Annotated in this window: 26 protein-coding genes and 1 pseudogene; 25 read left to right on the forward strand and 2 right to left on the reverse strand. The window is 63.3% G+C overall.

Annotated elements, in window-relative coordinates; all coding sequences use genetic code 11:
* Positions 1-479: 479 nt before the first annotated feature.
* Positions 480-1,313 carry an alpha/beta fold hydrolase gene (locus SOP95_RS13510; protein WP_274074684.1) on the reverse strand — a complete coding sequence of 278 codons (834 nt, stop codon included), beginning with the start codon at positions 1,311-1,313 and terminating at the stop codon, positions 480-482.
* Between the two features lie 266 nt (positions 1,314-1,579).
* On the opposite strand from SOP95_RS13510, the gene SOP95_RS13515 reads away from it, so the two are divergent.
* The 21 genes and pseudogenes from SOP95_RS13515 (at position 1,580) to SOP95_RS13620 (ending at position 20,846) form a co-directional block, all read left to right on the forward strand.
* On the forward strand, positions 1,580-2,314 hold the full coding sequence (locus tag SOP95_RS13515; protein ID WP_274074685.1) for an SDR family NAD(P)-dependent oxidoreductase: 735 nt from the start codon (positions 1,580-1,582) through the stop codon (positions 2,312-2,314).
* Between the two features lie 14 nt (positions 2,315-2,328).
* Entirely contained in the window at positions 2,329-3,102 is a 774-nt protein-coding gene (locus tag SOP95_RS13520; RefSeq protein WP_274074686.1) for an SDR family NAD(P)-dependent oxidoreductase, read from the forward strand.
* Positions 3,102-3,737, forward strand: a complete 636-nt coding sequence (locus tag SOP95_RS13525; protein ID WP_274074687.1) for a nuclear transport factor 2 family protein — start codon at positions 3,102-3,104, stop codon at positions 3,735-3,737. Before SOP95_RS13520 ends, SOP95_RS13525 begins: the two co-directional genes overlap by 1 nt.
* A gap of 228 nt (positions 3,738-3,965) precedes the next feature.
* The gene (locus SOP95_RS13530) at positions 3,966-4,856 is read left to right on the forward strand and encodes a VOC family protein (RefSeq protein WP_274074688.1); all 891 of its coding nucleotides are present in this window, start codon (positions 3,966-3,968) and stop codon (positions 4,854-4,856) included.
* 12 nt (positions 4,857-4,868) lie between these two features.
* Entirely contained in the window at positions 4,869-5,744 is an 876-nt protein-coding gene (locus SOP95_RS13535) for a CoA transferase subunit A (protein ID WP_274074798.1), read from the forward strand.
* Between the two features lie 12 nt (positions 5,745-5,756).
* Positions 5,757-6,554 carry a CoA-transferase subunit beta gene (locus SOP95_RS13540; protein ID WP_274074689.1) on the forward strand — a complete coding sequence of 266 codons (798 nt, stop codon included), beginning with the start codon at positions 5,757-5,759 and terminating at the stop codon, positions 6,552-6,554.
* Positions 6,555-6,570: 16 nt separating this feature from the next.
* Positions 6,571-7,479, forward strand: coding sequence for an enoyl-CoA hydratase (locus tag SOP95_RS13545; RefSeq protein ID WP_274074690.1), 909 nt, complete (start codon positions 6,571-6,573; stop codon positions 7,477-7,479).
* Complete coding sequence (locus tag SOP95_RS13550) at positions 7,476-8,588, forward strand: NAD(P)H-dependent flavin oxidoreductase (protein WP_323607348.1); 1,113 nt, start codon at positions 7,476-7,478, stop codon at positions 8,586-8,588. The genes SOP95_RS13545 and SOP95_RS13550 overlap by 4 nt, the downstream gene beginning before the upstream one ends.
* Positions 8,585-9,337: an enoyl-CoA hydratase family protein gene (locus SOP95_RS13555; protein WP_274074692.1), complete on the forward strand. Its 753-nt coding sequence runs from the start codon at positions 8,585-8,587 to the stop codon at positions 9,335-9,337. The genes SOP95_RS13550 and SOP95_RS13555 overlap by 4 nt, the downstream gene beginning before the upstream one ends.
* Before the next feature lie 9 nt (positions 9,338-9,346).
* The gene (locus SOP95_RS13560; RefSeq protein ID WP_274074693.1) at positions 9,347-10,510 is read left to right on the forward strand and encodes an acyl-CoA dehydrogenase family protein; all 1,164 of its coding nucleotides are present in this window, start codon (positions 9,347-9,349) and stop codon (positions 10,508-10,510) included.
* 9 nt (positions 10,511-10,519) lie between these two features.
* Positions 10,520-11,578 (forward strand): acyl-CoA dehydrogenase family protein, encoded by a 1,059-nt coding sequence (locus SOP95_RS13565; RefSeq protein WP_274074694.1) that lies wholly within the window; start codon positions 10,520-10,522, stop codon positions 11,576-11,578.
* Between the two features lie 3 nt (positions 11,579-11,581).
* On the forward strand, positions 11,582-12,733 hold the full coding sequence (locus tag SOP95_RS13570; protein ID WP_274074695.1) for an acetyl-CoA C-acetyltransferase: 1,152 nt from the start codon (positions 11,582-11,584) through the stop codon (positions 12,731-12,733).
* Positions 12,734-12,794: 61 nt separating this feature from the next.
* A complete protein-coding gene (locus SOP95_RS13575; protein ID WP_274074696.1) occupies positions 12,795-13,673 on the forward strand; it encodes an SDR family oxidoreductase in 879 nt (292 codons plus the stop codon).
* 117 nt (positions 13,674-13,790) lie between these two features.
* A pseudogene (locus tag SOP95_RS13580) lies at positions 13,791-13,868 on the forward strand (outer membrane lipoprotein carrier protein LolA); the annotation flags it as partial.
* A 258-nt stretch (positions 13,869-14,126) separates the two neighbouring features.
* On the forward strand, positions 14,127-14,912 hold the full coding sequence (locus tag SOP95_RS13590; protein ID WP_274074799.1) for an SDR family oxidoreductase: 786 nt from the start codon (positions 14,127-14,129) through the stop codon (positions 14,910-14,912).
* A gap of 10 nt (positions 14,913-14,922) precedes the next feature.
* Positions 14,923-15,393, forward strand: coding sequence for a MaoC family dehydratase (locus tag SOP95_RS13595; RefSeq protein WP_274074697.1), 471 nt, complete (start codon positions 14,923-14,925; stop codon positions 15,391-15,393).
* Positions 15,394-15,400: 7 nt separating this feature from the next.
* A complete protein-coding gene (locus SOP95_RS13600; RefSeq protein ID WP_323607349.1) occupies positions 15,401-16,609 on the forward strand; it encodes an acetyl-CoA C-acyltransferase in 1,209 nt (402 codons plus the stop codon).
* 75 nt (positions 16,610-16,684) lie between these two features.
* On the forward strand, positions 16,685-17,887 hold the full coding sequence (locus SOP95_RS13605; RefSeq protein ID WP_274074699.1) for a helix-turn-helix transcriptional regulator: 1,203 nt from the start codon (positions 16,685-16,687) through the stop codon (positions 17,885-17,887).
* 101 nt (positions 17,888-17,988) lie between these two features.
* A complete protein-coding gene (locus SOP95_RS13610; RefSeq protein WP_274074700.1) occupies positions 17,989-19,362 on the forward strand; it encodes a DUF1329 domain-containing protein in 1,374 nt (457 codons plus the stop codon).
* Positions 19,363-19,538: 176 nt separating this feature from the next.
* Positions 19,539-20,579, forward strand: a complete 1,041-nt coding sequence (locus SOP95_RS13615) for a Rieske 2Fe-2S domain-containing protein (RefSeq protein WP_274074701.1) — start codon at positions 19,539-19,541, stop codon at positions 20,577-20,579.
* A gap of 93 nt (positions 20,580-20,672) precedes the next feature.
* Entirely contained in the window at positions 20,673-20,846 is a 174-nt protein-coding gene (locus SOP95_RS13620; RefSeq protein WP_274074702.1) for a hypothetical protein, read from the forward strand.
* On the opposite strand, the gene SOP95_RS13625 is transcribed toward SOP95_RS13620, so the two are convergent.
* A complete protein-coding gene (locus SOP95_RS13625) occupies positions 20,833-20,994 on the reverse strand; it encodes a DUF2986 domain-containing protein (RefSeq protein ID WP_274074703.1) in 162 nt (53 codons plus the stop codon). The two genes, SOP95_RS13620 and SOP95_RS13625, sit on opposite strands and share 14 nt — an antisense overlap.
* A 161-nt stretch (positions 20,995-21,155) precedes the next feature.
* Here SOP95_RS13625 and SOP95_RS13630 point away from each other — a divergent pair, with 161 nt between their 5' ends.
* From SOP95_RS13630 to SOP95_RS13645, 4 genes are all read left to right on the forward strand, one after another.
* Positions 21,156-21,677 carry a sigma-70 family RNA polymerase sigma factor gene (locus SOP95_RS13630; protein WP_046817094.1) on the forward strand — a complete coding sequence of 174 codons (522 nt, stop codon included), beginning with the start codon at positions 21,156-21,158 and terminating at the stop codon, positions 21,675-21,677.
* The gene (locus tag SOP95_RS13635; protein WP_323607350.1) at positions 21,674-22,633 is read left to right on the forward strand and encodes a FecR domain-containing protein; all 960 of its coding nucleotides are present in this window, start codon (positions 21,674-21,676) and stop codon (positions 22,631-22,633) included. The genes SOP95_RS13630 and SOP95_RS13635 overlap by 4 nt, the downstream gene beginning before the upstream one ends.
* 96 nt (positions 22,634-22,729) lie before the next feature.
* A complete protein-coding gene (locus SOP95_RS13640; protein ID WP_323607351.1) occupies positions 22,730-25,210 on the forward strand; it encodes a TonB-dependent siderophore receptor in 2,481 nt (826 codons plus the stop codon).
* Between the two features lie 237 nt (positions 25,211-25,447).
* Positions 25,448-26,632, forward strand: coding sequence for a porin (locus tag SOP95_RS13645; protein WP_323607352.1), 1,185 nt, complete (start codon positions 25,448-25,450; stop codon positions 26,630-26,632).
* Positions 26,633-26,693 lie beyond the last annotated feature (61 nt).

Below are 26,693 nucleotides of genomic sequence, written 5' to 3' on the forward strand. Positions count from 1 at the left end.
GGCAAGCCAGCTCCCACAGGTTTTGCGGGGGTATGTTGGGTTCGTGGTGTGACTCACATCTGTAGGAGCCGGCTTGCTGGCGATGCGGTGGTGGCCGTTATGCCGTCATCGCTGGCAAGCCAGCTCCTACAGGATTGCGGGTGTACGCGGATTGTTGGCGGTACGAAAATCTGTAGGAGCCGGCTTGCTGGCGATGCGGTGGTGGCCGTTACGCCGTCATCGCTGGCAAGCCAGCTCCTACAGGTTTTGCGGGGGTATGTTGGGTTCGTGGTGTGACACACATCTGTAGGAGCCGGCTTGCTGGCGATGCGGTGGGGGCCGTTATGCCGTCATCGCTGGCAAGCCAGCTCCTACAGGTTTTGTGGGGGTATGTCGGGTTTGTGGTGTGACACACATCTGTAGGAGCCCGCTTGCCGGCGATGGCGGTGGTGACGCTTATGCCACCATCGCTGGCAAGCCTCGCACAACGCGTCGCCGGTTCAACCGTGCTGCAGAAACTCAATGCAGCTACGGTTGAACAATTCCCGATGCTCCACCTGAACCCAATGCCCACACCGGTTGAGCACGATGAACCGCGCATTCGGTGCGCCGTCGATGATGCGCTGGGCGCCACTGATTGGGTTGAAGTGGTCGTTGCTGCCCCAGAAGCCAAGGATCGGGCACTGGATCTCGCCCAGGCGCGCTTCCATGTTCGGCACCATCATCGTGCTGAACAGGTTCTTCGGCTGTGTCACCGCCACCGCCACGCGTTCCTGCAGCAGGCTTTCCGGCAGGATCGACGCATCGAACAACTGCAAGCTCATCATGCTGCGCATCTCCTCCATGCCGATGGGGCCGGCGCTGAACAGGCTGACCATGCGCACGATGCCCTCCATCTTGAAGTAGGTCTCGCGCTCCTCGACACCACCCGGTGCCAGCAGGATCAGGCTCTGGGCAAGTTGTGGAAGGCGCAGGGCCAGGCCCAAGGCGATCGCGCCGCCCAGCGAATTGCCCAGCAGCGTGCAACGCCGCACACCGACGGACTCCAAAAACGCCGCCACGCAGTCGACGAAGAAGTCCAGGTTGTACTGCACGTCCTCGGGTTTGTCCGAACGGCCGAAACCCGGCAGGTCGAGCACGATATTGCGATAGCCGGCAGCGACCAATTGCGGGTAGTTGCCCTTGAAGTTGCTGAAGCCACTGGCGCCCGGCCCGCTGCCGTGCAGCCACAGCACCACGGGGCCGGCGCCCTCATCCAGATAGTGCAGGCGCAGGCCGTTGGGCAGGGTCGCGTAATGGCCGACGGGCAGGGGCAGGTCTACGGGTTGGTTCATGGGGTTCTCCATTGTCTGCGGATTCATGAGGCACAACCGCACCAGGCGCTGCGGCAGATTGCTGCAGTGAATTGAAGGGGAATACAGCGCCTGGCGTGGTGCGCGCTAGCGAATGCTGGGCGCTGACGCCGTCATTTACATCGTCCGTTCAGACCACGCGGCGCTAGTCCCATCGGACGATGTGGGCCGAGGCCCTGGCCGCTAATCATGCAAGTGACGGCTCCATTACAGCGGGCCGCAGCGTATTCGCACACTTGGAGATTGCTATGAAGTTACTCGATAAAGTGGCCTTCGTGACCGGTGCCGCCCAAGGCATGGGCCAGGCCATCGTGCGTGGTTTTGTCGCCGAAGGCGCGAAGGTGGTGGCTGTTGACCTGCACCAGGCGGCCCTGGCCGAGAGCCTGGCAGACTTGGGCGACAAGGTGCTCGCCCTGGCCTGCAACGTCGGTGACGGCGCCTCCGTGGCCGATGCCATGGGGCAGGCCGAGGAGCACTTCGGTGGCCTCGACATCCTGGTCAACAACGCCGGCGTGGGCGGGCTGGACAGCTTTCTCGAAACCACGGACGAGAGCTGGGCGCGGGTGATCGGTGTGAACCTGGGCGGCACCTTCCTGTGCTGCCGTGAAGGCGCCAAATTGATGGTCAAGGGTGGCCGCAAGGGCGCGATCATCAACCTCTCCAGCACCGCCGCGCTGACCGGCGAAGGCCCGAGCCACTACTGCGCCTCGAAAGCCGGGGTCATGGGCCTGACCCGTTCGATCGCCCGTGAACTGGCCGCCTGCGGCATCCGCGTCAACACCCTGGTACCAGGGCCGACCAACACCCCGATGATGGCCGGCATTCCCGATGACTACATGCAGGCGCTGCTGAAAAACGTGCCCCTGGGCCGTATGTGCGAGACCGACGAGATCGCCAGGGTCGCGGTGTTCCTGGCTAGCGAAGACGCCAGTTTCATGACCGGGCAGAACATCGCCGTCAACGGCGGCATGGCCTTTATCTGATCAGGGAGTCACTCATGAGCAAGCGTCTACAAGGAAAAATCGCCTTCGTCACCGGCGCCGGTTCCGGCATCGGCGAAGCCACTGCGCTGCGGTTCGCCGAAGAGGGCGCCACGGTGGTGCTGTGCGGGCGGCGCATTGAGCCGCTGCAAGGCGTGCAGGAGAAAATCCGTGCCCAAGGCGGGCAGGCCGAGATTGCCGTGGCCGACGTCAGCGATGAACAGGCCTACGTCGGTGCGCTGCAAGCCACCGCGCAACGTCACGGTCGCCTGGACATCCTGGTCAACAACGCGATGGCCTACACCTGGGGCGGTATCGACAGCATGACCACCGCCGACTGGCACGCCAACTTTGGCACCACCGTCGACGGCACCTTCTGGGGCACCCGCACCGCGATGCAGTTGATGAAAGCCCAGGGCGGCGGTTCGATCGTCAACATCGCGTCGATCTGCGGCCTGTTCGGCACGGCCTGGATGGCCGGTTACTCGGCGGCCAAGGCGGCGGTGATCAACTTCAGCCGGGCGGCGGCCAGCGAAGGCGCACCGCACAACATCCGCTGCAACGTGATCATTCCCGGGGTGGTCGACACCCCGGCCACGGCCGGCATGCTGGCCGACGCCAAGACCCGCAGCAACACCGAAAAAGTCATCCCGATGAAACGGGTCGGCCTGCCGGTGGAGCTGGCCAACGCCATCGTGTTCCTGGCCAGCGACGAGGCTTCGTATGTCACCGGTGCCAGCCTGGCGGTGGACGGCGGACGCGGTTCGGACCTGTACACGGTGCTCGACTGATGAGCCAGGACGCCAACGCTTTACTTGAGCGCATCGATCGCCTGGAGTCGCTGGACGCGATCCGCCAACTGGCCGGCAAGTACGCCCTGGCCCTGGACATGCGCGACATGGATGCCATGGCCAACTGCTTCGCCCCGGATGTGCGCGTGGGTCGCGACAAGAGCGGTCGTGTGCACCTCAAGGCATGGCTGGACGAAACCATGCGCAAGCAGTTCCATGGCACCTCCCATCACCTGGGGCAGCACATCATCGAGTTCAGCGATGCCGATCACGCCACCGGCGTGGTCTATTCGAAGAACGAACATGAGACCGGTCCCGAGTGGGTGATCATGCAGATGCTGTACTGGGACGACTACGAACGGATCGACGGGCGCTGGTGTTTCCGTCGCCGCTTACCGTGCTACTGGTACGCGACCGACCTCAACAAACCACCGATCGGCGGCCTGAAAATGCGCTGGCCAGGGCGCGAGCCGTACGCCGGCAGCTTCCACGAGCTGTTTCCGTCCTGGGATGCCTTCTGGGCGCAACGCCCGGACAAGGACGCCCTGCCGCAAATCGCCGAACCCGCACCGCTGGAGGGCTTCCTCAAGACCCTGCGCCGCGGGGCGGATGACCCGAAGATTCGCGTGCGCTGAACGGCAGCGAAGGCGTCCGTCCTGGCAACTCATGTGTTGCCTGACCCGGCGCTTTCGCTGCGATGCGGCGACCCGACAAGCCAGCTCCTACAGTGGGCGTCCATCCTGCCCGCCAATGTGGCATCTGCCCACGCCTTCGCCTGCTTAGTCTCAACGGACGATGAAGCCTCGGCCAGTGCTTCGCACAATGCTCCCCACAAAAGTCATTCAGCCAACGAGGACCCAGGCATGATCGACATTCGCGGTTTGAGCTATTTCGTCTCGCAGATCGAAAACCTCAGTCATTGGCAGCGTTACGCCGAAGACGTGCTCGGCATGCAAGTGAACCCGGCGCCGGGCGGTGGCTTGTACGTGAAAATGGACGAGCGTCCGTTTCGCATGCTGATCGTCGAAGGCAGCGAGGCGCGTTACCTGGCCTCTGGCTGGGAGTTGGCCAACGAGACAGCCTTCACGGCCGCCCTCGAGCACCTGAGCGCTGCCGGCATCGAATGGCAGCCAGGCTCCGCCACCGAGATCGAGCAGCGCGGCGTCCAGGCGCTGGTCAAGGTGACCGACCCGTCGGGCAACTGCCATGAGCTGAGCTGGGGCCATCGCTCCGACTGCCTGCCGTTCGTGTCGCCCCAGGGCGTGCCGCGTTTCATCACCGGCGACATGGGCCTGGGCCACACCGTGCTGCCGGCGCCGAACTTCGACGCCACCCTGGCGTTCGCCAAGGATGTGCTCGGCTTCGAGTTGTCGGACATTTTCAACTTCCGTCCCGACCCTTCGGTAGCACCGATCCGCATTCACTTCCTGCATTGCCAGAACGCTCGCCACCACAGCCTGGCACTGGCCGAGTACCCGGTGCCGTCCGGTTGCGTGCACGTGATGGTCGAGGTCGACTCGATGACCGAAGTCGGCCGCGCCCACGACCGTCTGCACGCCCATGCGGTGAACCTGTCGGCCACCCTCGGCCAGCACCTCAACGACCGCATGACCAGTTTTTACATGAAGACACCGTCCGGCTTCGATCTGGAGTACGGCTTTGGCGGGTTGCTAGTCGACTGGGCCGAGCATTCGGCTTTCGAGTTCACCCGCGTGAGCATTTGGGGGCACGACTTTTCGGTCGGCCAACACTAAGGAATTGTCATGATGAACAAACAACTGACAGCGGCCGATGCGGTTGCTCAATTGCGCGATGGCATGACCATCGGTTTCGGCGGCTGGGGCCCGCGGCGCAAGCCGATGGCGATCGTGCGCGAGATCCTGCGCTCACCGGTGAAGGACCTGACCGTGGTCGCCTACGGCGGTCCGGAAGTGGGCATGCTGTGCGCCGCCGGCAAGGTCAAAAAACTGGTGTTCGGCTTCGCCACCCTCGATGCCATTCCGCTGGAACCCTACTACCGCAAGGCCCGCGAAGCCGGCGAGCTGGAGTTGATGGAGCTCGACGAAGGCATGTTCCAGTGGGGCCTGCGCGCCGCCGGCATGCGTTTGCCGTTCCTGCCCACCCGTTGCGGCCTGGCCACCGACGTGACGCGCCTGAACCCGGCACTCAAGACCATCCAGTCGCCCTACGCCGATGGCGAGGTGCTGCTGGCGATGCCGGCGCTCAACCTCGATGTGGCGTTCCTGCACGTCAATGTCGCCGACCGCCTGGGCAACTGCCTTGTGACCGGGCCGGACCCGTATTTCGATCATCTGTTCGCCCGCGCCGCCCAGCAGTGCTTTGTCTCGTGCGAACGCCTGGAAGACCGCCTTGCGCTGAACGCCGAGCAGGCCCGTTTCAACACCTTCGAGCGCTATCTGGTCAGCGGCGTGGTGCATGCACCTCTGGGTGCGCATCCGACGCTCTGCGCCCCTGACTACGGCTGGGACATGAAGCACCTGAAGGGCTATGTCGCCAGCAGCCAGGCGGAAAACGGCTGGCAGGACTATGTGCAGACCTGGATCGCCGGTGGCGAGCAGGCCTATCAGGCACAGAACGGCGGTGCCGACTCCATGGGCGCCTTGCCCCTTCCCGTGTTCTGAGGATTATCGACCATGTCTGCAACCTGTGATTTCACCCTGGCTGAACTGATGATCGTCGCCGCCTCCGAGGCCTGGCGTGGCAATGGCGAGGTGATTGCCTCGGGCCTGGGCGTGATCCCGCGCCTGGGCGCCAGCCTGGCCAAACTGACCCACAGCCCGGAACTGTTGATGACCGACAGCGAGGCGTTCCTGGTCGAAGAACCGATCCCGCTGGGCCCGCGTGGCGACTACGTTGCGCGTTATTCGGGTTACATGTCGTTCGAACGAGTATTCGAATGCGTTTGGGGCGGGCGCCGTCACGCAATGATCGGGCCGACCCAGATCGACCGCTGGGGCCAGACCAACCTGTCCTGCGTCGGCGACTATCAAAAGCCCAAGACGGCGATCCTCGGCGTGCGCGGCCTGCCAGGCAACAGCATCAACCACCTCAACTCGTTCTTCGTGCCCAGCCATAACAGCCGGGTGTTCGTCAGCGGCGAAGTGGACATGATCTCCGGTGTCGGCTTCAAGGCCGAGCGCTGGCCCGAAGGCGCGCGTCGCGACCTGATGGACATCCGTTGCGTGGTCAGCGACCTCTGCGTCCTCGATTTCGATGGCCCGGACCGTGCGGTGCAGGTGCGCTCGTTGCACCCCGGCGTGACTTTCGAACAGGTCCAGGACAACACCGGCTTCCCGTTGCTCAAGTCGGCGCAATTGCGCGAGACCGCGCACCCCACTCAAGAGCAGTTGGCGCTGATCCGCCGACTCGACCCCCACGATTACCGCGCCACGGCGATCAAGGGCAACCCGCCCGGCATCCGTACGGCCTGAGGCAAGGACAGCGACCATGCACAGCAGCGACAGTGAATTCATCGTCCGCCAGGACAACGCCGTCTACGAGACGGACACCCCGGTGCTGTACAGCGTGGGCGAGGGTATTGCCACGCTGACGCTGAACCGGCCGACCTTCAACAACGCGCAAAACTCGCAGATGACCTACGCCCTGGACGACTTTTTTCGCCAGGCGGTGAACGACGACAGCGTCAAGGTCATCGTCCTGCGTGGCAACGGCAAGCACTTCTCGGCGGGCCACGATATCGGCACGCCGGGGCGCGATATCGACAAGCCGTTCGAGCGCGCACACCTGTGGTGGGACCACACCAACAAACCCGGTGGCGAGCAGCTGTATGCCCGCGAGCAGGAGGTGTACCTGGGCATGTGCCGACGCTGGCGCGAACTGCCCAAGCCGACCATCGCCATGGTCCATGGCGCGTGTATCGCAGGTGGCCTGATGCTGGCCTGGGTCTGCGACCTGATCGTCGCCAGTGACGACGCGTTCTTCCAGGACCCAGTGGTGCGCATGGGCATTCCGGGCGTGGAGTATTTCGCCCATCCCTATGAAATGAACCCGCGCATTGCCAAGGAATTCCTCTTCACCGGTGATCGCATGAGCGCCAACCGGGCCTGGCAGGTGGGCATGGTCAACCGCCTGGTGCCTCGTGATGAACTGGAGCAGGCCACCTATGCCCTGGCTGCCGGCATTGCCCGTCAGCCGCGCATGGGCCTGGCCCTGACCAAGCAGGCGATCAACCACGTCGAGGACCTGCAAGGCAAGCGCACGGCGATGGATGCGGTGTTCGCCTGGCACCACTTTGCCCATGCCCATAACGAGCTGTTGTCCGGCGACAAACTGGGCGGTTTCGACGCCAAGGGCATGGCCCGGGCCAACAAGCAGGCCGAGGATAAAAGCCAATGAACCGCTGGCTCGAAACGCCGCTGACCGAGGCCCTCGGTTGCCGTTATCCGATCGTGCAGACCGCCATGGGCTGGGTTGCCGACGCCAACCTGGTGATCGCCTCGACCCAGGCCGGGGGCTTCGGTTTCCTGGCCGGGGCGACCATTGCGGCTGCTGAACTGGAAGGCGAAATCCGCAAGGTGATCGACGCCACCGGTGGCAGCAATTTCGGTCTCAACTTCCATATGTTCCAGGACAACGCCACGCAGTGCGTCGACCTGGCGATCAAGTATCGGCTGCGCGCCGTGAGTTACGGGCGCGGTCCGGACAAGCAGACCATCGCGCGCTTCAAGGCGGCCAAGGTGCTGTGCATTCCCACCGTCGGTGCCTTGAAGCATGCGCTCAAGGCGGTGGAGCTGGGTGCCGACCTGATCACCATCCAGGGCGGCGAGGGCGGCGGCCATACCGGCGGCGTGCCCAGCTCGATCCTGCTGCCCCAGGTGTTGGCGGCCGTGAAGGTACCGGTGATCGCTGCCGGCGGATTCGCCACCGGCCGTGGCCTGGCCTCGGTGCTGGCCGCCGGTGGCGCCGGCATCGCCATGGGCACGCGGTTTCTCATGACCCGCGAATCGCCGACCCCGGCCGCGACCTTGGAACGCTACCTGAAGGTCAACGATCCGCAACGGGTGCGCGTGACCACGGCGGTGGATGGCATGCGCCACCGCATGATCGAAAACCGCTTCATCAATCACCTGGAGCAGGCGGGCCCCTTCGGTCGCCTGCGCATTGCCCTGGGCAGCGCCTGGCAGTGGAAGCAGCAGACCGGTATGAGCCTTGGGCACATGGCTTCTGTCTTCATCCGCGCGTTGCGTGAAGACCCGTCACAGCTGTCGCAAGTGGTGATGGCCGCCAACCAGCCGGTGCTGTTGCAGCGCTCGATGATCGACGGCGCCCCGGACGAGGGCATCCTGCCCAGCGGCCAGGTCGCGGCGGCCATCGGCGAGTTACTCAGTTGCCGCGAAGTCATCGAAGGCATCGCCAGCGAGGCCCAGCAGTGCCTGGACGCGCTCCTGGCCCGCAGCCAGACCCTCCCATCGAACCGTCCCGCCAGTATTGGAGAACCCCTGTGAACCAGGCATTTACCACACAACTCAATCAGGGGATCGCTGAACTCGTGATCGCCAAGCCACCGGTCAATGCCCTCGACAGCCAGCAATGGCACGCCCTGGCGCGGGAGATCGACGCCCTTGGGGCCAACCCCGAAGTGCGGGTGATCGTGATCCGCGCCGAAGGCCGGGGCTTTTGCGCCGGTGTCGACATCAAGGAGCTGGACCAGTACCCGGAGCGGATCGTCGAGGTCAACGCCGGTAACTACGCCACCTTCAAGGCCGTGCACCGCAACCCGGTGCCGGTGATTGTCGCGGTCCATGGTTTCGTCCTCGGCGGCGGCATCGGCATCACCGGTGCGGCGGACATCGTCGTCGCCTCTGACTGCGCGACCTTCGCCCTGCCGGAAGTCGACCGCGGCGCCATGGGCGGCGGTGCGCATCTGCAGCGCCTGTTCCCGGTGCAGAAAGTCCGCTACCTGTTCTTCACCGGCGACAGTATCGGCGCTCCAGAGGCGCTGCAATACGGCTTTATCGAGCGCGTCGTCAGCAAGGACCAGTTGCGCGAAACCGCCCTGGGCATCGCGGCGAAAATCGCCGAGAAGAGCCCGGCGATGATCCGCATCGCCAAGGAAGCCTTGAACGGCATCGAAGACGGCAACCTGGAAGACAAATACCGCTGGGAGCAGGGCTTCACCATGCAGGCCTACAGCAGCCCGGATTCTGCGGAAACGCGGCGGGCCTTCGTCGAAAAACGCGACGCCAAGTTCTGAGAGATCGCCATGGACCTGACTTACACCCCCAAGCAAAACGCCTTCCGCGCCGAAGTACGGGCCTGGCTGGCGGACAATCTGCCAAGTGAGCCCTTCGCCAGTTACGACAGTCGCGAAGGTTTTGAACAGCACCGCGCCTGGGAGGCCAAGCTGTTCGAGAGCCGTTGGTCGATGGTGATGTGGCCGGCCGAACTGGGCGGTCGCGGTAGCGACTTGATCGAGTGGCTGATCTTCGAGGAAGAGTATTACGGTGCAGGCGCACCGATGCGCATCAACCAGAACGGCCAGCTGTTACTCGGCCCGACCCTGATGGAGTTTGGCACCCAGGAGCAAAAGCAGCGTTTCTTGCCACGCATGGCCGAAAGCCTGGACATGTGGGCGCAAGGCTGGTCGGAGCCCAACGCCGGTTCCGACATGGCGGCGATCACCAGCAAGGCGGTACTCGACGGCGACCATTACGTGATCAACGGGCAGAAGACCTGGTCGAGCCGGGCGAACTTCGCCGACTGGCTGTTCGGCCTGTTCCGCAGCGAGCCGGGATCAACCCGTCATCACGGCCTGTCGTTCATCATGGTGCCGCTCAATACGCCGGGGGTGAGCATTCGCCCGATCAAGGCACTCAACGGCAAGGAAGCCTTCGCCGAGGTGTTTTTCGATGACGTTCGGGTCCCCGTGAACAACCTCATCGGTACCCAGGGGCAGGGCTGGCACGTGGCGATGGCCACCGCCGGCTTCGAGCGTGGTTTGCTGCTGCGTTCACCGGCGCGCTTCCAGTCCACGGCACGCAAGCTGGTCGAACTGTACAAGGCCCATCGCGTCAGTGCCGACCGCGACCCTGGTCTGCGCGATGCCGTGCTGGAGACCTGGATGTGCGCCGAGGCCTATGCGATGTCGGCTTACTACACCGTAGGACGCCTGAGCCGGGGCGAGCAGATCGGCGCCGAGTCGAGCATCAACAAGATCATCTGGTCGGAGCTCGACCTGAAGATGCACGAGACCGCCATGCGCATTCTCGGCACCCGTGGCGAGCTGGTCACAAAGGGCGCGTCAGCGGGCGATGCGGCGGGCTGGCTGGAAGGTTTTCTGTTTGCCCAGTCCGGGCCGATCTACGCCGGCACCAACGAAATCCAGCGCAACATCATCGCCGAGCGCATGCTCGGTTTGCCGAAATAAGGAACCGCCATGGACTTCACTTTCAACGATGACCAGTTGGCGTTCCGCGAAGCCATCAGTCGTTTCCTGATGACCGAAGCCGCGCCGGAGATGCTCCGGGAAATCTGGGAGACCGATGCCGGGCGCTCCCGGGACCTGCGCAACAAGATTGCCGGCCAGGGCCTCACCGCCTTGTCGGTGCCCGAGGCCGAAGGCGGCCTGGGCATGGACGATGTGACCTGGGCATTGATGACACAGGAGCTGGGCTACTACGCCATTCCCGACTCATTGGCCGACACCGCCTATGTCGCCACCGGCTTGCTCGCCGGTCTGCCTGCGGTGCATCCGGCGCGTGCCGACCTGCTGCCACGGATTGCCGACGGCAGCTTGCGGATGGCGATCAGTCATCCGGTCAATGCCTTGGTCAGCGATGCACAACTGGCCGAAGTGCTGATCCTCACCCACGGCGACGAGATCCATGTGGTGCCGCGCTGCGAAGTCAACGTGGACAACCACCTAAGTATCGATGCCTCACGCCGCCTGGGCCAAGTGACCTGGACTCCGTCGGCGCAGACCTGCATTGCCAGTGGCGAGCAGGGCCGTGCCTTGCTGGAGCGCATGCTGGACCGTGGTGCGCTGTCGGTGGCCGGGCAATTGCTGGGGCTGGCGCAGCGCATGCTCGACCTGTCGGTGGACTACGTGGCCCAGCGCAAACAGTTCGGCAAGCCGATCGGCAGTTTCCAGGCGGTCAAGCATCACCTGGCCGATGTCGCCCGTTATATCGAGCAGGCCAAGCCGGTGCTTTATCGCGCCGCCCATGCCCTGGCCCGGGGCGACGTCAACGCCGGTGTCCGGGTTTCTCAAGCACGCCTGGCGGCGAACGAGGCGAGCTGGATCGCCGCGCGCAAGGGCATCCAGGTGCACGGGGCGATGGGGTACACATGGGAAGTGGACCTGCAGATGTTCATGAAGCGCGCCTGGGCCCTCGATGCGTCCTGGGGCGACCGCGGCTTTCACAAAACCCGTGTCAGCGACTACCTGTTCGCCGACGCCACTGGCCTGGAGCCAGGGCATACTTTCGAGGAATGAGTCATGGCCCAGGCCTACATTGTTGATGCACTGCGCAGCCCCACCGGCAGGCGCAAGGGCTCTTTGAGCGAGATCCACGCGATAGACCTGGGCGCCCATGTGCTCAAGGCCCTGGTCGCGCGCAACGTGATCCCCGCGGAGGACTACGACGACGTGATATTCGGTTGCGTCGACACCATCGGTTCTCAGGCCGGCGACATCGCCCGTACCAGTTGGCTGGCCGCCGGCCTGCCGCTGACGGTGCCCGGAACCACCGTGGATCGCCAGTGCGGTTCGTCGCAACAGGCGCTGCATTTCGCCGCGCAGGCGGTGATGAGCGGCACCCAGGACGTGGTCGCGGTGGGCGGGGTGCAGACCATGACCCAGATCCCGATTTCCTCGGCGATGCTCGCCGGCCAGCCCCTGGGCTTTGCCGACCCGTTCTCGGGCAGCGTCGGCTGGCGGGCGCGGTTTGGCCTGCAGCCGGTCAACCAGTTCTATGCCGCGCAGCGGATTGCCGATCACTGGCAGATCAGCCGCGAGCAGATGGAAGCCTTTGCCCTGCAGAGCCACGAACGTGCCTTGGCGGCCATCGCCAGCGGCCGGTTCGCCCGGGAAATCGTCAGTTGCCAAGGGTTGGCGGTGGATGAAACGCCGCGCCACAGCAGCCTGGCGAAGATGGCCGAATTGCAACCGGTGGACCCGCAGTTCCCGTCGATCACCGCCGCCGTGTCCAGCCAGACCTGCGACGCTTCGGCAGCATTGCTGGTGGTGTCCGAGGCGGCACTCACACGCTACGACCTGACGCCACGGGCGCGGATTCATCACCTGACGGTGCTCGGCGACGATCCGATCTGGCACCTCACCGCACCGATTGCCGCCACCCGCCGGGCCCTGGCCAAGAGCGGCCTGAGCATGGCTGACATCGACCGGGTCGAGATCAACGAAGCTTTCGCCTCGGTGGTCATGGCCTGGGCCAAGGAGCTCGACTACGACCCGGCGCAAACCAACGTCAATGGCGGCGCGATTGCCCTGGGCCATCCGTTGGGCGCCACTGGCGCACGATTGATGACCACGCTGCTCAACGAACTGGAATGCAGTGGTGGTCGCTACGGCTTGCAAACCATGTGTGAGGGCGGCGGCCAGGCCAACGTGACCATCATCGAACGCTTGTAATTTTCCATGCGGGGGCCGCCACTTCGGGCGAGCAGCTACCCACTATTTTGAGGAGTCAAACATGGCTATCTGTGCAGACCGCACCGTGATCATCACCGGGGCCGGCGGCGGACTCGGTCGCGCCTACGCCCTGGCATTCGCCGCGCAAGGGGCCAATGTCGTGGTCAACGATATTCGCGCCGAGGCCGCGGAGGATGTGGCGGGGGAGATTCGCGCCAACGGTGGCCAGGCCATCGCCAACAACGACGACATAACCACCCTGGCCACGGCGCAGCGCATCGTCGATGCGGCACTGGCGGCGTTCGGCGAAGTGCATGTGCTGATCAATAACGCCGGCGTGTTGCGCGACCGCATGTTCATCAGCCTCAGTGAAGAGGACTGGGACATGGTCATGCGCGTGCACCTCAAGGGTCATTACTGCCTGGCCAACATCCTTGGTCGGCGCTGGCGCGACCTGGCCAAGGCCGGCACGCCGGTGGACGCGCGAATCATCAACACCAGCTCCGGCGCCGGGTTGCAAGGCTCGGTGGGGCAGTCCAATTATTCGGCGGCCAAGGGTGGCATTGCCTCGCTGACCCTGGTGCAAGCGGCGGAACTGGCGCGCTACGGCGTCACCGCCAACGCGCTGGCACCGGCCGCCCGCACTTCGATGACCGAGGGTGCGATGCCCGACGTAGTGAAAAAACCCGAGGACGGCAGCTTCGACGCCTGGGCCGCGGAAAACGTCGCGCCGTTGGTGGTCTGGTTGGGCAGCTCGGCCTCGGCCCACGTCAGCGGGCAGGTCTTCGAAAGCCAGGGTGGACGTATCTCCCTGGGCGAGGGCTGGCGCACGGGCGTCACCTGCGACAAGGGCGCGTTGTGGAAAGTCGAAGAGATCGGCGCGGCGGTGGACGCCATCCTTGCCGAAGCGCCGAAGCCACAGAAAGTCTGGGGAGGCTGAAACCCCGACCACTGGGGGAGCCGGCCTGCCGGCGATGGCGTCCTGACAGCCGACCCATCTCCCACGGCCGTACCCGATCCACTGTAGGAGCAGCCGGTCGACGCTCGATTGCTCGCGATGGAGGTCAACGATGACGCGAGGATCCTGACACCCCGCGCTGCTCTCAGGTTTTTCGCGAGCAAGCTCGCTCCTACAAGGGAACCCGGTCACCTGTAGGAGCAGCCGGTCGACGCTCGATTGCTGGCGATGGAGGTCAACGATGACGCGAGGATCCTGACACCCCGCGCTGCTCTCAGGTTTTTCGCCAGTAAGCTCGCTCCTACAGGGGGAACCCGGTCACCTGGAGCTGCCGCAGGCTGCGATCTTTTGATCTTCATACCCCATTTTGACGATGCGTCCGCATCGCTCCCTCCGTACAACTGCAGCGTATTGATTTCTTCGGAGGTAGACGCTGTGAAACAAGCCCCCCCTTATGTTCCCGGTCATCAATTGCTGGCCGGCAAGTCGGTGTTGATTACCGCGGCGGCAGGTGCCGGTATCGGTTATTCGGCGGCACGGCGCAGTGCTGAGGAAGGATGTCGGGCGCTGATGATTTCCGATGTGCATGCACGGCGGCTGGAGGAGGCTGTGGAGCGTCTCAAGGCCGAGACCGGGTTGCAGGCGATTTATGGCCAGCTGTGCAATGTCACCGTCGAAGACGAAGTCCAGGCCCTGGTGGCCGCGGCCGAAGAGGCGTTGGGCGGGGTTGATGTGCTGATCAACAACGCCGGCCTGGGTGGCCAGAAACGCGTGATGGAAATGAGCGACGAAGAGTGGTTGCGGGTGCTCGATGTGACTCTGACCGGCACCTTCCGCATGACCCGGGCGATGTTGCCGCACATGCAGCGCCGTGGCGTCGGGGCCATCGTCAATAACGCTTCGGTGCTCGGTTGGCGGGCGCAGAAGGAACAGGCCCATTACGCCGCCGCCAAGGCCGGGGTGATGGCGCTGACCCGCTGCAGCGCCCTGGAAGCCGCCGAGTTCGGCGTGCGCATCAACGCGGTGTCGCCATCGATTGCCCTGCACGATTTTCTCAAAAAAGCCTCCAGCGAAGAGTTGCTCGCCAGCCTGGCCGGGCGCGAGGCGTTTGGCCGCGCCGCCGAAGTCTGGGAGGTGGCCAACGTCATGATGTTCCTGGCCAGCGACTATGCCTCCTACATGGTCGGCGAAGTGCTGTCCGTCAGTTCACAACAAGCGTGAGGATGGGCACATGAGTCACGTATTCAACAGCGCCCAGGCGCTGCTTGCGGCCGAGGGCCTGGACCTGGGCCACACCGAATGGCTGACCATCAGCCAGCAACGCATCGACCTGTTCGCCGAAGCCACCAGCGATCACCAGTGGATTCATGTCGACCCGGTGCGCGCCGCCAGCGGCCCGTTCGGCTCCTGTATCGCTCACGGCTACCTGACCCAGTCCCTGGCCAATCTGTTCATGCCGCAGTTGCTGATCCTTGAAAACATGGCGATGGGCGTGAATTACGGCAGCGACCGGGTGCGTTTCCCGGCGCCGGTCAAGGTCGACTCGCGGGTGCGCGGCAGCGGCCAGATCCTGCGTGCCGAACAACTGGGCGACGCCGTGCAACTGGTGGTGCGCATGACCATGGAAGTGGAAGGCCAGGCTCGCCCCGGCTGCGTGATCGACACCATCAGCCGCTACACCTTCAATGCCATTTCCGAGTGAGTTAGCCATGGACCAGAATGAAGTCGTCATCGTCGCCACCGCCCGTACCGCGTTGGCCAAGTCGTTTCGCGGATCGTTCAACGATACTGAGGCCCCGGTGCTGGGCGGCCATGTGGTGCACGCGGTAGTCGAGCGCGCCGGCATCGAGCCTGCCGAGGTCGAGGATGTGATCATGGGCGCGTCGGTGCAGCAGGGCACCCAGGGTTTCAACATCGGTCGGCTCTGCGCCTACACCGGCGGTTTGCCGGACAGCGTGCCGGGCATGGCCGTGGATCGCATGTGCGCTTCGGGCCTGATGAGCATCGGCATGGCCGCCAAGGGCATCATGACCGGCGAGATGAACATCGCCATTGGCGGCGGTGTGGAGTCGCTGTCGCTGACCCAGACCAAACACAAGAACGCCTATCGCGCCCGTTCCGAAGCCGTACTGCAGGTGATGCCCAGCGCCTATATCCCGATGATCGAGACGGCCGAGATCGTCTCGCGTCGTTATGGCATCAGCCGCGCCGCCCAGGATGAATATTCGCTGCTTAGCCAGCTGCGCACCGCCGCCGCTCAGCGAGACGGCCTGTTCGACGATGAAATCGTCGGCCTGACCGTGGATAAACTGCTGTTCGCCGCCGATGGCCAGCCCAATGGCCATGAACGCGTGCAAGTGGTGAAAGACGAGTGCAACCGGCCCAATACGCGCCTGGAAGACCTGGCGGGCTTGAAAACGGTGTGGAAGGACGGCGCCTGGATCGAGCAGGGCGAGTACGTCACCGCCGGCAACGCTTCGCAATTCTCCGACGGCGCCGCGGCCAGCCTGCTGATGAGTCGCGCCGAGGCCAAGCGCCGCGGGCTGACGCCACTGGGCATCTACCGCGGCATTGCCGTGGGTGGCTGCGCGCCTGAGGAAATGGGCATCGGCCCGGTGATCGCCATTCCCAAGCTGCTCAAGCGCTTTGGCCTGGGCGTCAAGGACATCGGCCTGTGGGAGATCAACGAGGCCTTCGCCAGCCAGGTGCTGCATTGCCGCGATGCGCTGCAGATCCCGACAGATCGCCTGAACGTCAATGGCGGGGCGATTGCCATCGGTCACCCGTTCGGCATGTCCGGCGCGCGCATGGTCGGCCATGCCTTGCTCGAAGGGCGACGTCGCGGCGTGCGGTATGTGGTGATTGCCATGTGCATCGGTGGCGGCATGGGCGCCGCCGGCCTGTTCGAGTTGCCATGAAGCGAGCGGGGCAGCGCCGTCCGCTCGATTAAATCCATGGGGCCCGAGACTCGGGCCCCCTGCTGGGGAATGGTTATGCAAAGTTGTATGCCCAATGCACAGGTCCTGGCGCTCATGGGCCTGGAGTTGGCCGAGTACGAACGGATCATCGGCAACATCTACGATTCGGCGATGGATACCCGCAGCTTGAGCGACGCGTTGCGCGAGGTACGAGCGTTGTTCAAGGCCAATTTCGTCACTTTGATCCTGCGGGTCCAGGACGAGCCGCTGTTGTCGCCGATGGTGGTCGCCGGAGATGTCGAACTGGGCAAGGGCGGTATCAACCACTACGCCTACTACGCCAAATCCACCCTGTTCGACGGCTTGCCCACCGACACGGTGTTCACCGTCGACGAACTGATCAGCGACAGCGAATGGGCCAGCTCGGCGTTTTACCTGTTGTACTGTCAACCCTACGATTGCTACCACATGCTCGGAGCCGATATCCGCATGCCGGATGGCGGCACGGTGCGTTTCCGAATCAATCGACCACGGGCCCAGCCACGGTTCAGTGACGCCGAGCGGGCCATGTGTGCCATGTTGTTGCCCCACCTGCGCCGGGCCTTGCACATGTATTCGCTGCTCGACCGCAGCGAGTCGCTGGGCAGCCTTTATTCACAGACGATCAGCCGCCTGGCGGTGGCGACCATCGTGCTCGATGAGCACGGCACTGTGGTGCAACTCAATCCCGTGGCCCGGGAAATCCTCGACAGCCAGGACGGCCTCAAGGTTGTCGGTGGGCGGCTGGAAGCGACTTACCCCAGCGACAATCGGGAGTTGGCGCGGCTGGTGCGCAATGCCTTCCAGCGCGCCAGGCAGGGCGCCAGCAGAGGGGTGCAGGTGGCCGAGGCGACCTCGATTTCCCGTCCATCCGGGCAGGTCAGCCTGGGCGTGGTGGTGGAGTTGATTCCCTCGGGGGACCTGCTCGAAGGCAATGGCAAACCCACGGTCGTGGTGTATGTGCGCGATGCCGTGAGCAAGTCGCTGGTGAGCACGGTGCTGACGTCGCAACTGTACAACCTGACCCCGGCGGAAACCACGCTGGCCCTGGAACTGGCCAACGGCCTGTCGCTGGAGGAGGCCTCGGAATTCCTGAATATCCGCCGCAATACCGCGCGTGCGCACCTGCGCTCGATTTTTTCCAAGACCGGCGTGCGGCGCCAGACGGAGCTGGTGCGGATCATGCTCAACAGTGTGGTCGCCCTGGGCGCGCCGCAGCCGGCGGCGGCGCGGCTATGACGAGGGGGCGTACCAAAATGCGTTAGTCCGTGCGGACGATGCTGCCGGGTTACCGGGCTGTCGATACTGGGCCACCGTTGTCGAACCTAAGGAGAATAAAAATGACCGGCAGTAATCAGTCCCCTGGCTGGGCGTTGGCGTTGATATTGGGCTGTGCCATCGGCACGGTGAATGCCGCACCCGAAGATGCCTCCCGCCTGGGCACAGACCTGACGTGCGTGGGCGCGGAAAAAGCCGGCAACGCCGACGGCAGCATTCCAGCGTTCAGCGGCAAATGGCTGGGCGCACCGCCCCACGTTGATTTCAAGGGCACTGGTAACCACCCGGTAGACCCGTACCCGGACGAAAAACCGCTGTTCGTGATTACCGCGCAGAACATCGCGCAGTACAACGACTACCTGTCCGACGGCCAGAAAGCCCTGTTCAAGCTGTTCCCGGGCACCTACAAGATGCCGATCTACCCCTCGCACCGGGATTTCCGCTTCGACGACGCGGTTTGCAAAGCCACCCGCGAGAACGCCAGCATTGCTCGCCTGGTGGATGAGGGTGAAGGGGTAGTGGGCAAAACCGGCGGCACAGCCTTTCCGGTACCGCGCAGCGGCCTGGAACTGTTGAAGAACGCCTCGGCTTTTACCCTGCGTGCCTGGACCGAGGAATACACCTCCGACAACGCCTACGTGCTCAAGGATGGCAACATCAACTGGGGACGCGTGCATTCGCGCAACCTGGCACCGGCGCTGGAGCCGGGCAGGATTGGCGAGACCACCGGCAACTCGTCGTTCTATCTCAACGAAACCCTGCTGCCGCAACGGGACAAGGGCGAGATCAATACCGGCACCGAGTTCTGGAATGACAAGACCGAACCGCGCCAGGCCTGGCGTTACGATCCGGGTACGCGGCGGGTGCGCCAGTCGCCCGGCTATGGCTTCGACATGTCGTTCCCTGGCAGCGGCGGCTCGATCACCGTCGACGAGGTGCGCCTGTTCAACGGTTCCGGGCAGCGTTACGACTGGAAGATCGTCGGCAAGCGCGAGATGTTCATCCCCTACAACACCTACCGCCTGCACGCGGCCAACCTCAAGTACGCCGATCTGCTGACGCCGGGCCACATCAATCCCGATGCGATGCGTTATGAGCGCCATCGGGTGTGGGAGCTCGAAGGCACCCTCAAGCCGGGTTATCGCCACCTGTATGGCAAGCGCAAGTTGTATATCGACGAGGACACCTGGTTCCCGATGCTCGCCGACAACTATGACAACCGTGGCGAGCTGTGGCGGACCTCGATGCTGAATTACTTCTACGCCTACGAAAGCCAGCGGCCTCAAGCGGGCGTCGGCCTGTACTACGACCTCAACGCCGGCAGCTACCTGGCGTTCAACCTGATCAACGAACAGCGCAATGGCTACCTGCTGAACAAAACCGGCTTCAGTCCCCGGGACTTCGGCCCGGAGGCTGCCCGGCGCTTCGGCCAGTAACCGTCCAGTGCGGCGCCCCTGGTGACTGGGGCGCCCATTGAGAGTGGATCGCGTTTGATCTAGTCCAACTGAAGGATGACCTGCCGGCGCGGCTACCCAATGATGTCGGCCATGGGATCACCCTGTATTTCTTGGGGGCATTGCCTGCCCAAGTCTGCAACCGAGGAACAACAACAATGACCAAACTCGCTGAAATCAACATCGAGAACGCCCAGCGTACCCACCGTTACGCCCGCGGCTGGCACTGCCTGGGCAATGCCAGCGATTACCGTGATGGCAAGCCCCACACCCTGGAAGTCTTTGGCACCCGCCTGGTGGCCTTCGCCGACAGCCAGGGCAACATCAGCATCCTCGATGCCTATTGCCCGCACATGGGCGCCGACCTGTCCCAGGGCACCATCGAGAATGACCGGCTGGTATGCCCGTTCCACCACTGGAAGTACGACACCGGCGGTAAATGCGTGGAGATTCCCTACTGCAAGCGCATCCCACCCAAGGCCAAGACCCGCAGCTGGTTGACCTGCGAGGAAAACAACCTGCTGTTCGTCTGGAACAACCCCGAAGGCCGCGCGCCGAAGGAGGGCGTGGTCATTCCGCACCTGCCCGAGATGGACGATCCGGACTGGGTGCACGACTGGAACATCGACACCATGCACATCGAGACCAACCCACGGGAGCTGGTCGATAACCTGGTGGACGCCCAGCACTTCGGGCCGGTGCACGGCACGCCGACCAAGTATTTCGCCAACGTCTTCGAAGGCCACATCGGCCATCAGATTTTCCATGGCGACTCCGAGCGCCTGGGCGGCGACTTGATCGCGCCGTCGGCCTACTACGGGCCGGCGACCCACTTCACCCACATCAGCTCGATGTTCGGCGACGTGCGCATCCACGCCATCCTGCTCAACAGCCACGTGCCGGTGACACCGAACAGCTTCGACCTGCGCTTTGGTTGCATGGTCAAGCGGGTGCCGGGCTGGACCGAAGAACAGAACCAGGAAGTGGCCAGGGCCTATGTCCAGGGCAACCGCGACTCGTTCTACCAGGACGTGGTGATCTGGAAGCACAAGATCCGCATCGACAAGCCGGTACTGGCCGAAACCGATGGCCCGGTCTACCAGTTGCGCGAGTGGTACGAGCAGTTCTTCACCAATGAGGACGACGTGCCGGCATTCATGGCAGAACGTCGCGAGTTCATCACGGTGGACGAGCGCTGACAGCGTGACAGGGCGCCTTCGCTCACTCGAAGGCGCCTCTACAAAGGGGACTGCCCACGCAGTTTCGATTCAAGGGCCACGAGCGCACTGACAATGAAAATAAAAAGTCATCTCGCCTATTACGTACCGTTCTTGATCCTGTTTTTCCTGGTGTTGACCGTGCTGGTGTCGGTGCCGCCGGAGCCTGCCAGCGTCAAGGCCTGCAAGCGTTACGCGAGCTGTGTGGCGATGAGTTCGAGCGCGCCGAACTGGATCAATTTTCGCTAGGGGAATTGATCGAGGCGTCACCGGCTTCAGCCGCCAGTTTCAATCGGTCAGCCTTGCTGATGTATTTCGGTTTTTTCGGTGCCAGTTTGGCGCTGGCCTTCTTGGCCTTGGCCTTGAACAACTGCTGCAGCTTTTTTTGACGGTTCATGTTTTCTACCCGGCTTGTAAGTACTTGAATGATATCAGCGTAGCCGTTGCCTGGCCCCACCTTCCAGTGCGGCGAGGCGGGTTGGCCGTTGTGGCTATTGCAAATTACCCTGCGCACGACTGACAATGCGAGTCATTATCACTCGCGAACTATTCCACCTCATGTCCGCCAACGATTTATCCCTGCGCAGCGCCGTCAATGATCTGTATTGCGAGCATCACGGTTGGCTCAATGGCTGGCTGCGCCAGCGCCTGGGCAATGCGTTCGATGCGGCGGACCTGGCGCAGGACACCTTTGTGCGGGTGATCAAGGCGCGAAATGCGCTGGAGATTCGTGAGCCGCGACCTTACCTGTCGATGATCGCCAAGGGCTTGCTGATCGATCTGTTTCGCCGTCGCTCGCTGGAACAGTCCTACCTGGAAGCCTTGGCCGCCATGCCTGAGTGGCAGCAGCCTTCGCTGGAGGAACAGGCGATCCTGCTGCAGGCCCTGGTGGAAATCGACCGCCTGCTGCAAGGGTTGGGGACGAAGGTCAAGCAGGCGTTCATCCTGTCCCAGTTCGACGGCCTGACTTACCCGCAGATTGCCGAGCGCTTGAATATCAGCACCCGCACGGTCAACAACTACATGGCCAAGGCCATGGAGCATTGCTGCCTGATGCAGATTCAGTTGCAACTGGCATGAGCCTTTCGCCCGCCGAGTTACAGGCGATTGGCACCGCCGCCCGCTGGTATGCCCGACTTCGTTCGGGTATCGCCAGCGATTCCGACCTGGCCGCCTGGAACGACTGGCTGGCCGGTGATCCTGCCCATCGCCAGGCCTGGCAACGCATGGTCGACGTCAGCGAGCAGATGGCGAGTGTGCCGGGTTCCCTGGCGTCGCCAGCGTTGCGTGGCGCTGATCGCTCCCGGCGCCAGGTGTTGCGCAGTGTGTTGGTGCTCGCGTCAGCCGGTTCCCTGGGCTGGCTGGGCTTGCGCAGTGAAACTTCCAGCAACCTGTTTGCCGATTTCCGCACCGCCGTGGGTGAGCGCCGTGAGTTTCGCCTGGCCGACGGCAGCACGTTGCTGCTCAACACCGACACCTCGGTCAACCTGCGTTTCGACGGTCGTCAACGTGTGCTCGAACTGTTGCGCGGCGAGATCCAGGTGACGACTGCGGTCGATCCCTTGAAACGGCCGTTCAAGGTGCTCACCCATCATGCCGAGGTGCTCGCGCTCGGCACGCGTTTTCTCGTCCGCTCCAATGGGCAGGGCGGTGGGGTGGCGGTACTCGAGAAGGCCGTGGAGGTCCGTTCCGCCGGCTCGATGGTACGTCTGGAAGCCGGCCAGTCCCTGGACTTCGATGGCCACTCATTGGGGGCGGTACGGCGCAACGATGCGTCGGTGGGAGCCTGGCAACAGGGCAGCGTCATTGCCATCAATCGTCCCTTGAGCGAGTTGCTGGCCGACCTTTCGCGATATCGCACCGGCGTGCTGCGCTGCGATCCAAGTATCGCGCAGCTGAAGGTGTCCGGCGCTTTCCCCATTGATGACACCGACCTGGCGCTGGCTGCGCTGGAGAGTGGCTTCTCGCTACGGATCACCCGCTACAGCCGATATTGGGTCGATGTGTCGGCGCCTGCCAGTGCGCTTTCACACTGAGTTGAAAAAAGTTTGTCTGCCTTTGCACTTTTCATACGCAACGTTCGGCTCATCCCTCAATGAGTGTTTACCGATTGTTTTTGGGGGAGGGCAAGCATGTTTCGGGTGTACAAACCGGGTCGTTTGACGACCGCAGTAAAGGTCGGGTTCTTGGCGGCAACGACGGCGGGCGTCTGGTCAACGGTAACCATGGCGGCACAGCCGCTGGAGCAACAGCACAGCTCAATCAAGTCCTTTGACATTGCCGGCGGCAGCCTGACCGAAGTCCTCAGTCATTTCGCCAGCGCGGCGGGGGCTGCGCTGTCGTTCGATGCGCGCCAAACCGACGGGCTGAAATCCCCCGGGCTCAAGGGTGCGTTTGGCGTCAGCGAAGGCTTTGCGCGGATCCTGGGTGGCAGCGGCCTGCAGGCCGAGCCCCAGGCCAACGGGACTTATGTGCTGCGACCGGTTCCCACTGTCGGCTCGGCGCTGGAACTGGGCGCGACCAACATCAATGGCCAAGTGCTGGGCGCGACCACCGAATACAGCGGCTCCTACACCACAGGTGCAGTCACCCTCGGCAAGGGCGAGCACTCGCTCAGGGAGACGCCGCAATCGGTCACGGTGATGACGCGCAAGATGCTCGATGACCAGAACCTCAACACCATCGACCAGGTCATGGAAAAGACCCCGGGCATCACCGTCTACGACTCGACCATGGGCGGCAAGTACTTCTATTCCCGTGGCTTCCGCATGTCGGGCCAGTACCAGTACGACGGTGTGCCCCTGGACATGGGCAACCTCTATGTCCAGGCCGACAGTTTCAGCCAGGACATGGCGTATTACGACCGGGTGGAAATCCTGCGCGGCGCCGCGGGCATGATGAAAGGCGCGGGCGGTACCGCAGGCGGAGTGAACTTCGTACGCAAGCGCGGCCAGACCTCGGCGCACACCGACATCACCCTGTCCGGTGGCAGCTGGGACAACTATCGAGGCCAGGTCGACACCGGTGGCCCATTGAACGAATCCGGCACCTTGCGCGGGCGGGCCGTGGTCGCCGAACAGAGCCGGCATTACTTCGTCGACGATGCCAGTCGCAAGGACCAGGTGTATTACGGCGCGCTCGACCTTGACCTGAGCCCTGACACCACCCTTGGCCTGGGCGTCGCCTATGAAGACGTGGATGCCAACCCTTGCTGGGGCGGCCTGCCGCGTTACCGGGACGGCAGCGACCTGAAGCTCAGCCGCTCGACCTGCCTCGATCCTTCGTGGAACACCTGGCGCAGCCAGCGCACCACCGTGTTCAGCGACCTGACTCACCAGCTCAACGACGACTGGGCCTTGAAGGTCGCCAGCGTCTATACAAAAAACACCCAGGACATCAAGTACGCCTTCGCTTCCGGCGCCGTGACGCCGGGTATCAATACCACCGGCATGCTGGGCAGCATGTACGACTACGATCAGGTCGACTACGGCCTGGACGCCTACGTGGATGGCAAGTTCGACGCCTTCGGTCAACGCCATGAACTGGTGGTGGGCGTCAACGCCAGCCGTTCGAAAAAGGACGACTTCTACTCGGTGGCGTTTCTGCCGCAGCGCCAGAATGTGTTCAATCCCGACAAGCATATCCCCGAGCCGGATGACAGCTACTTCATCGACAACTCGTCCCGTGGTGGGCCGGTCAATTCGGTGACCAAACAGAAGGGCGTGTACTCGACCCTGCGCTTGAAACTGGCTGACCCGCTGACATTCGTCGTCGGCAGTCGGGTGAGCTGGTACAACTCCGATACCGATTCCGACTTCATCAACACCGGCACCTCGGAGCACTCCAGCACCACCGAGACCGGGCAGGTGACGCCGTTTGCCGGCGTACTGCTGGACCTGAACGAGAACCTGACGGCCTACGCCAGCTACGCGGAAATCTTCACCCCGCAAGGCAACTACCGCTCCGAAGACGGGTCGGCGCTCAAGCCGCTGGTGGGCCAGAGCTACGAGCTGGGGATCAAGGGCGCCTGGTTCGACGGTCGACTGAACAGTTCCTTCAATCTGTTCCGTACGATCCAGAAAGACCAGGCGCAGACCGACTTCAACTCGTCCTGCCCGTCCTCCGATGGCTACTGCTACGTCAACGCCGGCAAGGTACGCGCCCAGGGTTTCGAGGCCGAGATCAGCGGTGAAGTCATCGAACGCCTGCAGCTGCTGGCCGGTTATACCTACACCCAGACCAAGACCCTCGACGACATCGACAGCAGCCTCAATGGCGCGGCGTTCAACAGTTATGTGCCTCGGCATTTGTTGCGCATGTGGGGCGATTACGCCCTGGGCGGGTCACTCGAGCGATTCACTATTGGTGCTGGCGTCAACGCGCAAAGCGATAACTTCCGGGTTTCGCCCTCTAGCGGCGAGAAAATCACCCAGTCGGGTTATGCGATCTGGAACGGCCGCATCGGCTACCGCATCGACGACACCTGGTCGGTGGCGCTCAATGGCAACAACCTGTTCGACAAGCGCTACTACACCACCATCGGTACCGAGTCCTTCGGTAACTACTACGGCGATCCACGCAACTTCATGTTGTCGGTCAAGGCGAGCTTCTGACGCTGGCAGCACAGTCGAGGAATGATGCCCGGGTCGTGAGATCCGGGCATTTTTCATGGTGCTACAGGCCTACACCCTAAGTGGTGAGCCTTGCCGACAGACGGTCTTAGGCCACAGTTATCGCGCGCATGCGGCCATGCCAAAGCACCTCGATTCCACCCCCAAGGCAGCGTATGGCGCTGCCCTCGCGCTTTCGATAATCGCCCCCGACAACTCGTCCCAGTCGCGGAGCGCGCCATGCACAACAACAAGAACTTCACCCAGCGTTTTTTGCCTGCCTTGATTGCCAGCCTGTCTACCTTCGGCCTGATCGCCATGGCCGAGGCGGAGATCATGCTGTACGACAAAGACCAGACCACGTTCTCCACCGACGGCTACATCAATGCCTTCTACGTCAACAGCGATGTCGACCGCGCCGGCGAACAGTACGACCGCCGTCAATCGCGGGTGAAGATGGGGTTTCTGCCCAACTACCTGGGCTTCAACATGGGCAAGCAGGTCGATGACCTCAAGCTCGGGGCTCGCGCCTCGTTCTGGGTCACCATCAACGACAGTGAAACCAATGGCACCGACACCGCTATCGATGTGCGGCAGTTCTACGGCACCGTGGCCAACCCTGAGTGGGGCGAAGTGCTGATCGGCAAGGACTTCGGCCTGTTCGCCCGCTCCAACATCCTGCTCGACGAGTTGCTCGCCGGTTACGGTCAGGTCAGCGATACCCTGGGCCTGGTGGACGGTGGCGGGGTGTCGTTCGGCAACATCGGCACCGGTTACCCCTATCCGTTCCCCACTTCGCAGATCACCTACCGCACGCCGGTGATGGACGGCTTGCGCGTGGCGGTGGGCATCATGGACCCGGTGGACACCAACGACAGCAGCCCCACCGGCAAGGCCTACCAGGAAAACCCGCGCACCGAGAGCGAGATCACCTACCAGTTCGACCTCGCCGGGGCGAAGATCTACAGCTGGGTCAACGGCAGCTACCAGACCTCGGACAATACCGATTCCACCGTCGACACCGTCACGTCCAAAGGCGTCGGTTACGGCGTGCAGGCAAAGATGGGCGGCTTGTCCCTGACCGGCTCCGGTTTCCAGGCCAAGGGCATCAATCCGTTTTTCACCAACAACGCCGGCGAGCCGACCCTGCGCAACGTCGACAGCGACGGCTACCTGTTGCAGGGCTCCTACAAGCTGGGCAAGAACCGCCTGGCGTTGTCCTACGGCAAGACCAATGACGATGGCAACGGCGTGGTCGGCAGCGGCGCCGACTACGAGACCCGCGGCGTTGCGCTGTTCCATGACGTGAACGACAACCTCAAGCTGGTGGCCGAGTACAACCAGTTCGAAATCAACGGCCATGACAACAGTGCGCAGAACGAAGACACCGATACCGTTGCGCTGGGGGCGGTATTGACCTGGTAAACCACGAACCCCTTGTAGGAGCCCGGCTTGCCGGCGAAGGCGATTTCTATGACGCCTTCGC

This window comes from Pseudomonas sp. YuFO8 (assembly GCF_035065025.1).
Lineage (GTDB): Bacteria > Pseudomonadota > Gammaproteobacteria > Pseudomonadales > Pseudomonadaceae > Aquipseudomonas > Aquipseudomonas putida_AE.